Here is a 12,899-nt window from a genome sequence, read left to right on the forward strand (position 1 = left end):
CCGGGCGGGCCGCCCGCCCGGCGGCACCGTCGCCCTGGACGAGCCGCCGGTGCGCGGCCGCTGCACCGGTGACCTGCCGCTCGGCGAGCGCGTCCGGGTCCGCCTGACCGCCGCCGACCCGGCCCAGCGCAAGGTGGCCTTCGAGCGGGCGTGAGGCGCCGGAGCGCGGGGATTGTCACAGCGCCCGGCCGCGCTGCCGGACGGAGACCTTTGCGAGGATGACCGCATGGCTTACGACGCGACCACGCTGCCCGACGTCTCCGGGCTGACCGTCGGCATCATCGGTGGCACCGGCGACCAGGGGCGGGGGCTCGCCTACCGGTTCGCCCGGGCCGGGCAGACCGTGCTGATCGGCTCCCGCGCCGCCGACCGGGCCGCCCAGGCCGCCGCCGAGATCGCGGCCCTGCCCGGCGTGCCGGCCGGCGCCACGGTCGCCGGCGCGGACAACGACGAGGTCGCCCGCCGCAGCGACGTGGTGATCATCGCGGTGCCGTGGGACGGGCACGCCGCCGTCGTGGCGGCGCTGGCCGCCCCGCTCGCCGGCAAGATCGTCATCGACTGCGTCAACCCGCTCGGCTTCGACAAGCAGGGCCCGTACGCGCTGACCGTGCCCGAGGGCAGCGCCGTGCAGCAGGCCGCCGGCCTGCTGCCCGACTCCCGGGTCTGCGCCGCGTTCAACCACGTCAGCGCGCCGCTGCTGGCCGACCCGGAGGTCGACCGGATCGACCTGGACGTGCTGATCTGCACCGAGGACCGGGACCTGGTCGGGGTGGTCGCCGCGCTCGCCGCCCGGATCCCGGGGATGCGGGGCATCTACGCCGGCCGGCTGCGCAACGCCCACCAGATCGAGGCGTTCACCGCCAACCTCATCGCGATCAACAAGCGCTACAAGGCGCACGCCGGCATCCGCGTCACCGACCTGTGACGTCGTACCCGTGCGGCACCATCGCCGCATGGAATGGCAACTGGTGATCGACTGTCGGGAGCCGTCACGGCTCGTCGCGTTCTGGGCGGAGGCGCTGCGCTACCGGCCGCAGCCGCCGCCCGACGGGCACCCGACCTGGCGGGACTGGTACCTCTCGGTCGGCATCCCACCCGAGGAACTCGGCGACGGCGACTGCGCCGACCGGCTGGAGGACCCGACCGGCGCGGGCCCGCGGATCTGGTTCCAGCCGGTTCCCGAGGCGAAGGCCGTCAAGAACCGGCTGCACATCGACCTGAAGGTCGGCGGCGGGCGTGCGGTGCCCGTGGCAGAGCGACGGCCCCGCGTTGACGCCGAGGTGGCCCGGCTGACCGCCCGGGGCGCGCGGGTGCTCGGCACGATGGACGACCCCGACGACGGCTACTACTCGGTGCAGCTGGCCGACCCCGAGGGCAACGAGTTCTGCGTGGTCTGACCCGTGCGGGCGGCGCGGCCCGGGAGCCGCGCCGCCCCGTCCACGGGTCAGAAGGTGTGCTCGGCGGCGGGGAACTCGCCGCCGCGCACCTCCTCGGCGAACCGGCGGGTGGCGTCGGTCAGCGCGCCGGCCAGGTCGGCGTAGCGCTTGACGAAGCGCGGCGCCCGGCCGGTGCGCAGCCCGGCCATGTCCTGCCAGACCAGCACCTGCCCGTCGGTGTCCGGGCCGGCGCCGATCCCCACGGTGGGGATGCGCAGCTCGGCGGTGATCCGCTTGGCCACCTCACCGGGCACCATCTCCAGCACCACGGCGAAGGCGCCCGCCTCGGCCACCGCCCGGGCGTCGGCGATCACCTCGTCGGCGGTGTCGCCCCGGCCCTGCACCCGGTAGCCGCCCAGGGTGTGCTCGCTCTGCGGGGTGAAGCCGATGTGCGCCATCACCGGGATGCCCGCCCCGACGATCGCCTCGATCTGGGCGGCGCAGCGCCGGCCGCCCTCCAGCTTCACCGCGTGGCAGCCGCCCTCCTTCATGAACCGCACCGCGGTCCGCAGCGCCTGCGTCGGCCCCTCCTCGTAGGAGCCGAAGGGCAGGTCGCCGACGATCAGCGCCTGCCGGGTCGCCCGGACCACCGCGCGGACCAGGGGGAGCAGCTCCTCGGCGGTCACCGGCAGGGTGGTCTCGTAGCCGAACACGTTGTTCGCCGCCGAGTCGCCGACCAGCAGCACCGGAATCCCCGCCTGGTCGAAGATCGAGGCGGTGTACTGGTCGTACGAGGTGAGCATCGCCCAGCGCTCGCCGCGCTCCTTGGCGGCGATCAGGTCGCGGGTGCGGACCCGTCGGGTGGCCGGCCCGCCGTAGAGGGCGGTCACCTCGGTCGGGGTGGACTCCACCATGACTCTCTCCTTCCTCGAGGCCGCGTTCGCGGTCCCCGGGTTCCGCCGTGATCGTCGCACCGGGACACCGGCCGGGGGCAGGGCGGAGTGGAGCATTTCACTCCCGGCGGCCGGCCGGCCGGCGGGATCGGGTCAGCCGTCCTCGCGCCAGCGGTTGGTGATCGGCAGCCGCCGGTCCCGGCCGAACGCCTTGATGGAGATCTTGGTGCCGGGGGCGGACTGCCGGCGCTTGTACTCGGCGGTATCCACCATCCGCAGCACCCGGTCCACGATCGCCGGGTCGTGGCCGGACGCGACCAGGCCCTCCCGCCCCAGGTCGCCGTCGACGTAGCCGATCAGGATCGGGTCGAGCACGTCGTATTCCGGGAGGCTGTCGCTGTCGAGCTGGCCGGGGCTCAGCTCGGCCGACGGCGGCTTGCCGATCGAGTTCTCGGGGATCGGCGGCGTCTCGCCGCGCCGCTCGGCGTCGGCGTTGCGCCACTTGGCCAGCCGCCAGATCAGCGTCTTCCAGACGTCCTTGACCGGGTTGTAGCCGCCCACCGAGTCGCCGTACAGGGTGGAGTAGCCGACCGCCAACTCGCTCTTGTTGCCGGTGGTGAGGACCAGGTGGCCCTCCTGGTTCGACAGCGCCATGAGGATCACGCCACGGACCCGGGCCTGGAGGTTCTCCACGGTCACCCCGGCGAGCGACATGTTGGCCAGGAAGGTGTCCACCATGGGCTGGATCGGCTCGATCCGGAAGTCGAGGCCGGTGCGCTTGGCCAGCTCCTCGGCGTCGGCGCGGGAGTGCTCGGAGGAGTGCTGGCTGGGCAGCGACACCCCGACCACCCGGTCGGGGCCGAGCGCGTCGACGGCCAGCGCCGCCACCACCGCCGAGTCGATGCCGCCGGAGAGGCCGAGCACCACCGACGGGAAACGGTTCTTGTTGACGTAGTCGCGCAGGCCCACCACCAGCGCCTGCCAGACCTCCGCCTCGTCGGCGACCGGCGCGATGATCCCGCCGACCGCGACCTCGCCCACGGGCGCCGGGGGAAGGATGTCGCTGACCTTGGCCCGGACGATCCGCATGCCGTCGGCGACCTGCTCGCCGTCGACCGGCTCCTTGGCCGGCGGCAGGTCCACGTCGTGCACCAGCAGGTGCTCGACGAACTGGGGCGCCCGGGCGAGCAGCGTGCCGTTCGCGTCGACGATCATCGAGTCGCCGTCGTAGACCAGCTCGTCCTGGCCGCCGACCATGTTCACGTACGCGATGGCGGCGCCCGCCTCGGCCGCCCGGCGGCGGACCAGCGGCAGCCGGATGTCGTCCTTGTTCAGCTCGTACGGCGAGCCGTTGATGTTGAGCACGAGCCCGACGCCGGCGTGCCGGGCCACCGCGAACGGGCCGCCGGCCTGCCAGAGGTCCTCGCAGATGGTCAGCGCGACGTCCACCCCGCCGATCCGGACCACGGTCAGCGCGTCCCCGGAGACGAAGTAGCGGTCCTCGTCGAAGACGCCGTAGTTGGGCAGGTGGTGCTTGAAGTAGGTGGCCACCACCGCCCCGCCGTGCAGCAGCGCGGCCGCGTTGCGGGCCCCCTTGCCCGGCTCAGCGTCGGCGCTGACCTGCGGCGGGCCGTCCGCGTCCAGGTAGCCCACCAGGACCGGCAGGTCACCCAGGCCGTCGGCGGCCAGGTCGGCGGCGAGCCGGTGCAGCGCGGCCCGCGAGGCGGCGACGAAGGACCGGCGGAAGACCAGGTCCTCGACCGGGTAGCCGGTCAGCATCAGCTCCGGGAAGAGGGCGAGCTGGGCGCCGGCGTCGGCGGCCTTCCGGGTCCAGGCGCGGACCAGCTCGGCGTTGCCGGCGATGTCGCCGACCGTCGGGTCGACCTGGCACAGGGCGAGACGCAGGGTGGGCATGCCCTCATCTTGCCCCAGCGGCAGGCGCGGAATCCGACCGGACGCGGGAGACGCCGGGGGCGTAACGTCGGCGTAACGAGCCCGGTGGAGACTCGGCGGTCAGGCCGGGCCGGCCCGGCCGGTTCGGACGTACGTGTCACGAGGGGTGGAAGTGGACCGTCAGCAGGAGTTCGTCCTCCGTACGCTGGAAGAGCGGGACATCCGGTTCGTCCGGCTGTGGTTCACCGACGTGCTCGGCACGCTCAAGAGCGTGTCGGTGGCCCCGGCGGAGCTGGAGGCGGCCTTCGAGGAGGGCATCGGCTTCGACGGCTCGGCCATCGAGGGCTTCGCCCGGGTGTTCGAGTCCGACATGGTGGCCATGCCCGACCCGACCACCTTCCAGGTGTTCCCGTTCGAGGGCGGGGTCAGCGGCGAGAGCGCCCGGATGTTCTGCGACATCCTGCTCCCCGACGGCAGCCCGTCCTGGGCCGACCCGCGGCACGTGCTGCGCCGGGCGCTGTCCAAGGCGGCCGAGAAGGGCTTCACCTTCTACACCCACCCGGAGATCGAGTTCTTCCTGCTGGAGAACGGCCCGCAGGACGGCTCGCTGCCGACCCCGGTGGACACCGGCGGCTACTTCGAGCACACCACCCACGCGGTGGCCCGCGACTTCCGCCGGCAGGCGGTGCTGGCGCTGGAGCGGATCGGCATCTCGGTGGAGTTCAGCCACCACGAGGTGGCTCCCGGCCAGCAGGAGATCGACCTGCGCTACGCCGACGCGCTGACCACCGCCGACAACATCATGACCTTCCGCCACGTGGTGAAGGAGGTCGCGCTCTCCACCGGCGTGCAGGCCAGCTTCATGCCGAAGCCCTTCACCGACCAGCCGGGCAGCGGCATGCACACCCACCTGTCGCTGTTCGAGGGGGAGCGCAACGCGTTCCACGACGCCGGCGACCCGATGAAGCTCTCCAAGGTGGCCAAGTCGTTCATCGCCGGCCTGCTCACCCACGCCCGCGAGTACACCGCCGTCACCAACCAGTGGGTCAACTCCTACAAGCGGCTCTTCCCGCTGGCGCTGCCGGACCGGATCACCGAGAGCCCGGCGTACGTCTGCTGGGGTCACCTGAACCGGTCGGCGCTGGTCCGGGTGCCCGCCTACGGCAAGCCGAACTCGGCGCGGGTCGAGGTCCGCTCGCTGGACTCGGCGACCAACCCCTACCTGGCCTTCGCGGTCATGCTCGGCGCCGGCCTCAAGGGCATCGAGGAGGGCTACGAGCTGCCGCCGGGCGCCGAGGACGACGTCTGGTCGCTGAGCAGCGCCGAGCGCCGCGCCATGGGTTACGAGGCGCTGCCGGAGAACCTGGCCGAGGCGATCGACGTGATGGCCGGCTCCGAGTTGGTGGCCGAGGTGCTCGGCGAGCACGTCTTCGACTTCTTCCTGCGCAACAAGCGCGCCGAGTGGGAGCAGTACCGGCGCGAGGTCACCCCCTACGAGCGGCAGCGTTACCTGTCGCTCTAGATCACTGTGGTGCGGTGCCGCTATCGTCTGCGGCACCGCCCCCGGCACCGCGTCGGGCGGCGCGGAGCCCGGGGAGGCGTTCGGTGCTGGAGGATCTGCTCAGCGGGGCCTGGCAGAGCATCGTGTTCGGGGTCGTCGGGGTGGCGCTGATGGCCGCCGGCTTCCTGCTGGTCGACCTGCTCACCCCCGGCAAGCTGCGGGAGCTGATCTGGGTGCGCCGCAACGGCAACGCCGCGCTGCTGCTCGCCGCCAACCAGCTCGGCATCGCCGGCATCGTCTTCACCGCGATCCTCACCAGCTACAGCGACTTCGGCAAGGGGCTGGCCTCCACCGTGATCTTCGGTCTGGTCGGCCTGCTCGTGATGGCGCTGGCCTTCTTCGTGCTGGACCTGCTCACCCCCGGCCGGCTCGGCGAGGTCATCTGCGCCGACGAGCCGCACCCGGCGGCCCGGGTCAGCGCGGCCACCCACTTCGGCGCCGCGCTGATCGTCTGCGCCTGCATCGCCTGAGCCCTGTCGTACCCGGGGCATAGCCTCCGGGCGTGAACCGCACCGACCGTCTCTACGCCCTCGTCGAGGAGCTGCGGGCGGTGTCGCCCCGGCCGCGCAGCGCCCGCTGGCTGGCCGGGCGCTTCGAGGTCAGCACCCGCACCATCGAGCGGGACATCACCGCGTTGCAGGGCGCCGGGGTGCCGATCTGGGCCGAGCCGGGCCGCACCGGTGGCTACGTGATCGACCGGGCCCGCACCCTGCCCCCGGTCAACCTCACCCCGGGCGAGGCGGTGGCGATGGCCGTCGCGCTGCACCGGCTGGGCGGCACGCCGTTCGCCCCGGCCGCCGGCGCGGCGCTGCGCAAGCTGGTCGCCGTGATGCCGCCCGCCGACGCCGCCGAGGCGCACCGGCTCGCCGGCCGGGTGCACCTGATCGGCGGCGGGCCGGCCACGCCCGTCCCGGCCGCCGTGGCCGACGCGGTCTCCGCCCGCCGCGTGCTCCGCCTGCGGTACGCCGACCGCGCCGGCGCGGTCTCGGCGCGGGAGGTGGAGCCGCTGGCCTACCTGGGCAACCCGACGCACTGGTACCTGGTCGCCTGGTGCCGGCTGCGCGACGGGCTGCGCTGCTTCCGCACCGACCGGATCGTCTCGGTGCGCCCGCTCGCCGAGCCGGTGACCCGCGAACTGCGCCCCGACGACCTGGACATCCCCGCCGGCCGGGTCCGTCCACTGAGCCTGGTGTGATCCGGTGGAAACACCGACAGGACGGTGTCGCGGAGGTCGCCGAGGCTGACTCCTGACGACGCCGGCCGACCGGCCGGCGCGAGCCACAGGAGGAAGCATGTCCAGCACGCCCGTCACCTGGTTCGAGATCGGCTCCGACCGCCCGGCGGAGGTGGAGCGCTTCTACGCCGACCTGTTCGGCTGGACCTTCGAGGAGCAGGGCGGCCCGGGGGCGTCGTACCGGCAGACGACGGCCGGTGGGGAGCAGGGGATCGGGGGTGCGATCCGCGCCACCAACGGCGACTCCCCGAACTACGCGATCTTCTACGCGGAGGTCACCGACGTGGCCGAGACGTGCCGGCGGGCCGAGGCGGCCGGGGGCAAGGTGCTGGTGCCGTTGCGTACCGCGCCGAGCGGGCTGACCTTCGCCCACCTGCTCGACCCGTCGGGCAACCACATCGGCGTCTTCACCCCGCCCGCCGCCGGATGAGCGTTCGGGTGCGTTTGTTGCCGTCCTGACGACAACAAACGCACCCGAAGCCCCGGGTCACGGGGTGCCCCGCCGGGGAGCGAAAGCCGGCCGGGAGGGAGGTGCGGCCGGTGAGGAGTCGGCGGGGCCACCCGGGTCACCTGCCGAAGCGGCCGTCCCCGCCCCGGTGGCCGTGGCCGCCCGGGCCCGGGAAGACGCCGGCCTCGGCGGCCTTCAGCACCGCGTCGGCCTGCTCCTGGGTGAGCTTGCCGTCCTTGACGGCCTGGTCCAGCCGCTCCTTCAGCGCGGCCTGCCGGTTCTCGGTCGACGGCCGCCCGGGCCGGTCGGCCTGGCGCTGCTCGCGCAGCTTCTCCAGCGCCGCGGTGACCTTGTCGGTCGGGACGCCCAGCTCCTTGGCGAGCGCCTCGGCGAACCCGGCCTGCCGGTCGGCCCGCTGCTGCTGCCGATCGGTGCCCTGGTCGGTGCTCGTGCTGGCGCTCGGGGCCGGGCTCGGGCTCTTGTCGTCGGCGAGCGCCACCGTCGGGGCGGCGATCCCGACGCCGAGCACCCCGGCGGCGGCCAGGCCGGCCAGCAGGTGCTTCCTCGACATCCTGCGGATCATGCGGTTCTCCTTTGGGTGGTGGTGCGATGACGTCACCGACAGTGACCGGCGTAGCTGGGCGCGACCCGTGGCGAACCTGTCAGCGCGCTGGCAATCGCGCCCGAGAACCGGGACAAACCAGTTGCGAGGGCATGCGGTGGGCGGCAGGGTGGGCCGGTCACCGACGGAAGGCGAAGCCGCATGACGAACCCCTCCATCCGCGAGATCGAGCTGTCCGAACCGGGCTCGGGGCCGTACGGGATCACCGCCGGCCCGGACGGCGCGCTCTGGCTGACGCTGGCCGGCACGGGTGGCGTCGCCCGGGTGGGGCCGGACGGCGAGGTGCGGACGTACCTCACCGACCCGGCGGAGAGCCGGCCGCTGATCATCACCGCCGGCCCGGACGGCGCGCTCTGGTACACCCGCTCCGGTGACCACCGGCTGGGCCGGATCACCGTCGACGGGCAGACCAGCTCCGTCGCGCTCCCGCCGGGGACCGCGCCGTGCGGCCTCGCCGTCGGCCCGGACGGCGCCCTCTGGTACGCCGGGATGGGCGACGACACCGTCGGCCGGGTCACGGTCGACGGGGCGGTGACCACCTTCGCGCTGCCGGTCGCGAAGGGCTTCCCGTCGATGCTGGCCGCCGGGCCGGACGGCGCGCTCTGGCTCACCCTCAACCAGGCGAACGCGATCGCCCGGGTCGCCCTGGACGGCCAGGTGACCCTGCACCCCCTGCCCACGGAGGCCGCCGGACCGGTCGGCATCACCCTCGGCGGTGACGGCGCGCTCTGGTTCGTCGAGATCGCCGCCGGTCAGCTCGGCCGGATCACCCCGGACGGGCGGATCGACGAGTTCCCGCTGCCCGACCGCACGGCCCGCCCGCACGCCATCGTCGCCGACCCGGCCGGGGGCTGCTGGTTCACCGAGTGGGGCGCGAACCGGATCGGCCACGTCGACAAGGCGGGCCGCATCACCGGCCACGACCTCCCCACCCCCGGGTCGGAACCCCACGGCCTCACGGTGACCCCCGACGGCACCGTCTGGATCGCCCTGGAGATCGGCGCCGTGGCCCGCCTCGCCCCCTAGCCCGTGATCATGAGGTTGGCGGCAGTGCTCCTCAAACTGCCGCCAATCCCATGATCGACCTGGGCGGCCGGGGTCAGCGGACGGCGGGGGAGACCGTGAGGGTGCCGGCGGTGGCGTCGAGGACGGCGGGGGTGCCCACGGGGACCGTCAGTTGATCGGGGCCGTGGCCGACGGGAAGGCCGCCGAGGACGGGGACGCCGAGGTCGCCGAGGCGCTCGGCGAGCACGTCCGTGATCGTGGTGTCCCAGCCGTCGGCGCACTCGGTGAACTGGCCCACCGCGACCCCGGCGATCCCGTCCAGGGCGCCGCAGCGACGCAGGTGGGTGAGCATCCGGTCGACCTTGTACGGGGGCTCCTGCACCTCCTCGACGAGCAGCACCGCCCCGGTCAGGTCGGGCATGTCCGGGGTGCCGATGGACGCGGTGATCAGGCACAGGTTGCCGCCGAGCAGCCGCCCCTCCGCCCGGCCGGGCACCCGGACCGGGTACGTCTCCTCCTCCTTCACCGCCTCGACGGTCACCGGCTCGGTGGTCATCAGCGCGGCGTGCAGCGACTCCGCCGAGCGGAGCGGGGTGCGGTCGTCCCGCCACGCCGCGCCCGGGCCGTGCACGCCGGCCAGCCGGGCGCCCCGCCAGAGCGCGAACTGCAGCGCCGTGATGTCGGAGAAGCCGGCCACCACCTTCGGGTCGCGGCGGACCGCCGCCATGTCGATCAGGTCCACCACCCGCTGCGCGCCGTAGCCGCCCCGGGTGCAGATCACCCCGCGGATCTCCGGGTCGGCGAACGCGGTGTTCAGGTCGGCGGCCCGCAGCTCGTCGGCGCCGGCCAGGTAGCCCTGGCGGGCGTACGCGTTCGGGGCGGGCACCGGGCGCAGCCCCCAGCCGGTGAGCAGCTCGATGCCGCGGGCCACCCGCTCCGGGCGGGTCGGTCCGGAGGGCGAGACCAGCATCACCTGGTCGCCGGGACGCAGGACCGGTGGGCGCAGGCAGTCGTCGGTGGGCACGACGGGAGCCTAGTGCGGCCGAGCCGGACCGACCGTGGTCGGGCGCACCGGATAGCCTCGACGTCGTGGCGACCGCGCTGGTGATCGAGAACGACCCGACCGACGACCTCCGCCGCCTGGGGGAGTGGCTCACCGAAGGGGGCCTGGACCTGTGGGTCCTGCGCCCGCACGCCGGCGACGAGCTCCCCGCCGACCTCGACGGGTACGTCGCGCTGGTGGTGCTCGGCGGCGAGCAGCAGGCCTACCCGCTGGCCGACGGGAGCCCCGGCGCGCCCTGGTTCCCGGCGCTGGAGGGGTTGCTGCGCAAGGCGGTCCGGCAGCGGATCCCCACCCTCGGCGTCTGCCTCGGCGGGCAGCTGCTGGCCGCCGCCCACGCCGGGCAGGTCGAGCGCAGCCCGTCCGGGCCCGAGGTCGGGCCCGCGGTGGTCGGCAAGCGGGACGCCGCCGACACCGACCCGCTCTTCCGGTACGTGCCGCTGATGCCGGACGTGCTCCAGTGGCACTCCGACGAGATCACCGAGCTGCCGCACGGGGCCACCCTGCTGGCCGCCTCGACCCGCTACCCGAACCAGGCGTTCCGCCTCGGCGACCGGGCCTGGGGGCTCCAGTTCCACATCGAGTGCGACACCGCGATGATCGCCGACTGGGCTCGCGACTCCGACCTGCTGGCCGAGCTGGGCTACGACCCGGAGCTGGTGGTGGCCGCCTGCGACCGGGTGATGGCCGACGTGGAGGAGGTCTGGCAGCCGTTCGCCATCCGGTTCGCCGCCCTCGCCCTCGGCGAGCTGGACGACGCCGCCGTCCCCCGCCCCAGCCTGCCGCTGCTCGGGCACTGAGATGACCCGACCGACCCGGGGACGCCTGGCCCGCTACGGCTTCGCCGAGGCCGACGGCGGGGCGCGCGCGGCCGACCTGCTCGGCCCGGACGGGCTCGGGTTGTGGCGTACCGAGGAGCAGGAACCCGCCGACGAGGCGGCCGGCGAGCTGCTCGCCGCGCTGTCCCGGGCCGCCGACCCGGACCTGGCGCTGCGCCAGCTGCACCGACTCGTCGAGGCGGAACGGCGTACCGGTGAGAAGCCTGCGGTGCTGGACGCGCTCGCCGCCGACCCGGGACTGCGCCGCCGCCTCGTCGCGGTCCTCGGCGCCTCCTCGGCGCTCGGCGACCACCTGGTGGCCAACCCGCGGCAGTGGACCGTGCTGGCCACCGAGCCGGACGGGCTCGCGCCCCGCGCCGACGGCCGGCTCGACCTGGCCGCCGCCGCCCGGCTGACCGCCGCCACCGGCCCGATCCCGGTGCTGCGGCAGGCGTACCGGTTGGCGCTGCTGCGGATCGCGGCGGCCGACCTGACCGGTGGGCGCGGGCTGGAGCAGACCATGGCGGCGCTCTCCGGGCTCGCCGACGCCACCCTGGCCGCCGCCTACGACATCGCCGTGGACGAGCTGCCGGAGGGCACGGCCCGGCCGCGGCTGGCCGTGGTGGCGATGGGCAAGTGCGGTGGCGACGAGCTCAACTACGTCTCCGACGTGGACGTGATCTTCGTCGCCGCCGCCGACGAGGACCTCGCGGCCGCGACCCTGGTCGCCACCCGGCTGATCCACGTCTGCGGGCTGGTCGCCTGGCCGGTCGACGCCGCGCTGCGTCCCGAGGGCAACCGGGGGCCGCTGGTCCGCACCCTCGCCAGCCACCTGGCCTACTACCGCCGCTGGGCCCGCACCTGGGAGTTCCAGGCGCTGCTCAAGGCCCGGCCGGCGGCCGGTGACCTGGCGCTGGCCCGGGAGTGGATCGACGCGCTCGCCCCGCTGGTCTGGACCGCCGCCGAACGGCCGGAGGCGGTCGAGGACGTCCGGTCGATGCGCCGGAAGATCATCGACAACATCCCGCCGAAGGAGCTGGAACGCGAGATCAAGCGCGGCCCGGGCGGGCTGCGCGACATCGAGTTCGCCGTCCAGCTGCTCCAGCTCGTGCACGGCCGGGGCGACGAGTCGCTGCGGGCGCCCGGCACCATCCCCGCGCTGCGCGCCCTGGTCGCCGGCGGCTACGTCGGCCGCGCCGACGGTGAGGCGCTGCTGCGCGGCTACCGCTTCCTGCGCGGCGTCGAGCACCGGCTCCAGCTCCAGGGGCTGCGCCGCACCCACACCGTGCCGACCGAGCCGGACGCGCTGCGCTGGCTGGCCGCCGCGCTCGGCCACGCGGCCACCCCGGGCCGCAGCGCCGTCGAGGAGTTCCGCGCCGAGTGGGTCACCCACGCCACCGAGGTACGCCGGCTGCACGCCAAACTGCTCTACCGGCCGCTGCTGGAGTCGGTGGCCCGGGTGCCGGCCGAGGGGCTGCGGCTCACCCCGGAGGCGGCCCGGCACCGGCTGGAGATCCTCGGCTTCGCCGACCCGGCCGGGGCGCTGCGTCACCTCCAGGCGCTCACCGGCGGGGTGAGCCGCACCGCCGCCATCCAGCGCACCCTGCTGCCGGTGCTGCTCAGCGAGTTCGCCGACGCGCCCGAGCCGGACCGGGGGCTGCTCAACTACCGGCAGGTCTCCGACAAGCTCGGCAGCACCCCCTGGTACCTACGGCTGCTGCGCGACTCCGGCCCGGTGGCCCGCCGGCTGGCCCGGGTGCTCTCCTCCTCCCGGTACGCCGCCGACCTGCTGGCCCGCGAGCCGGAGGCGCTGCGGCTGCTGGCCGAGGACACCGAGCTGACGCCGCGCCCGCGCGAGGTGCTCGGCGAGGGCTTCACGGCCGCGGCGACCCGGCACGGCGACCCCGTCGAGGCCACCCGCGCCGTACGCGCGCTGCGCCGCCGCGAACTGGTCCGGCTCGCCTGCGCCGACGTGCTCAGCCGGGCCGG

General features: G+C 74.5%; 13 protein-coding genes and 1 pseudogene. 10 read left to right on the plus strand and 4 right to left on the minus strand.

Translation table 11 applies throughout. The features are described from left to right. The 3 genes and pseudogenes from B0E53_RS24820 to B0E53_RS24830 form a co-directional block, all read left to right on the plus strand. A pseudogene (locus tag B0E53_RS24820) lies at positions 1-154 on the plus strand (RNB domain-containing ribonuclease); the annotation flags it as partial. A 72-nt stretch (positions 155-226) separates the two neighbouring features. Next, positions 227-925 (plus strand): NADPH-dependent F420 reductase, encoded by a 699-nt coding sequence (gene npdG / locus B0E53_RS24825; RefSeq protein ID WP_107078256.1) that lies wholly within the window; start codon positions 227-229, stop codon positions 923-925. Positions 926-953: 28 nt separating this feature from the next. Continuing rightward, complete coding sequence (locus B0E53_RS24830) at positions 954-1,397, plus strand: VOC family protein (protein WP_107078257.1); 444 nt, start codon at positions 954-956, stop codon at positions 1,395-1,397. A gap of 47 nt (positions 1,398-1,444) precedes the next feature. On the opposite strand, the gene panB is transcribed toward B0E53_RS24830, so the two are convergent. Both panB and B0E53_RS24840 read right to left on the minus strand, forming a co-directional pair. Then, positions 1,445-2,290 carry a 3-methyl-2-oxobutanoate hydroxymethyltransferase gene (gene panB / locus B0E53_RS24835; RefSeq protein ID WP_107078258.1) on the minus strand — a complete coding sequence of 282 codons (846 nt, stop codon included), beginning with the start codon at positions 2,288-2,290 and terminating at the stop codon, positions 1,445-1,447. Between the two features lie 132 nt (positions 2,291-2,422). After that, the gene (locus B0E53_RS24840; RefSeq protein ID WP_107078259.1) at positions 2,423-4,183 is read right to left on the minus strand and encodes an NAD+ synthase; all 1,761 of its coding nucleotides are present in this window, start codon (positions 4,181-4,183) and stop codon (positions 2,423-2,425) included. A 151-nt stretch (positions 4,184-4,334) separates the two neighbouring features. On the opposite strand from B0E53_RS24840, the gene glnA reads away from it, so the two are divergent. The 4 genes from glnA (at position 4,335) to B0E53_RS24860 (ending at position 7,387) form a co-directional block, all read left to right on the plus strand. Further along, the gene (glnA, locus tag B0E53_RS24845) at positions 4,335-5,684 is read left to right on the plus strand and encodes a type I glutamate--ammonia ligase (protein WP_107078260.1); all 1,350 of its coding nucleotides are present in this window, start codon (positions 4,335-4,337) and stop codon (positions 5,682-5,684) included. Between the two features lie 83 nt (positions 5,685-5,767). Further along, positions 5,768-6,193 (plus strand): DUF350 domain-containing protein, encoded by a 426-nt coding sequence (locus B0E53_RS24850; RefSeq protein ID WP_107078261.1) that lies wholly within the window; start codon positions 5,768-5,770, stop codon positions 6,191-6,193. Between the two features lie 32 nt (positions 6,194-6,225). After that, entirely contained in the window at positions 6,226-6,918 is a 693-nt protein-coding gene (locus B0E53_RS24855) for a YafY family protein (RefSeq protein WP_107078262.1), read from the plus strand. 97 nt (positions 6,919-7,015) lie between these two features. Next, a complete protein-coding gene (locus B0E53_RS24860) occupies positions 7,016-7,387 on the plus strand; it encodes a VOC family protein (RefSeq protein ID WP_107078263.1) in 372 nt (123 codons plus the stop codon). A gap of 136 nt (positions 7,388-7,523) precedes the next feature. On the opposite strand, the gene B0E53_RS24865 is transcribed toward B0E53_RS24860, so the two are convergent. After that, on the minus strand, positions 7,524-7,988 hold the full coding sequence (locus tag B0E53_RS24865; protein ID WP_107078264.1) for a hypothetical protein: 465 nt from the start codon (positions 7,986-7,988) through the stop codon (positions 7,524-7,526). A 180-nt stretch (positions 7,989-8,168) separates the two neighbouring features. On the opposite strand from B0E53_RS24865, the gene B0E53_RS24870 reads away from it, so the two are divergent. Next, positions 8,169-9,053 carry a virginiamycin B lyase gene (locus tag B0E53_RS24870; RefSeq protein WP_107078265.1) on the plus strand — a complete coding sequence of 295 codons (885 nt, stop codon included), beginning with the start codon at positions 8,169-8,171 and terminating at the stop codon, positions 9,051-9,053. 73 nt (positions 9,054-9,126) lie between these two features. On the opposite strand, the gene B0E53_RS24875 is transcribed toward B0E53_RS24870, so the two are convergent. Then, positions 9,127-10,056, minus strand: coding sequence for an LD-carboxypeptidase (locus B0E53_RS24875; protein ID WP_107078266.1), 930 nt, complete (start codon positions 10,054-10,056; stop codon positions 9,127-9,129). Between the two features lie 65 nt (positions 10,057-10,121). On the opposite strand from B0E53_RS24875, the gene B0E53_RS24880 reads away from it, so the two are divergent. Next, a complete protein-coding gene (locus tag B0E53_RS24880) occupies positions 10,122-10,892 on the plus strand; it encodes a type 1 glutamine amidotransferase (protein ID WP_107078267.1) in 771 nt (256 codons plus the stop codon). A 1-nt stretch (position 10,893) separates the two neighbouring features. Beyond that, positions 10,894-12,899: bifunctional [glutamine synthetase] adenylyltransferase/[glutamine synthetase]-adenylyl-L-tyrosine phosphorylase (locus B0E53_RS24885; RefSeq protein ID WP_107078268.1), on the plus strand; the 2,006-nt coding region annotated here is incomplete at its 3' end.

This window comes from Micromonospora sp. MH33, from assembly GCF_003013775.1.
In the GTDB taxonomy this organism is placed as follows: Bacteria; Actinomycetota; Actinomycetes; order Mycobacteriales; family Micromonosporaceae; genus Micromonospora; species Micromonospora fulviviridis.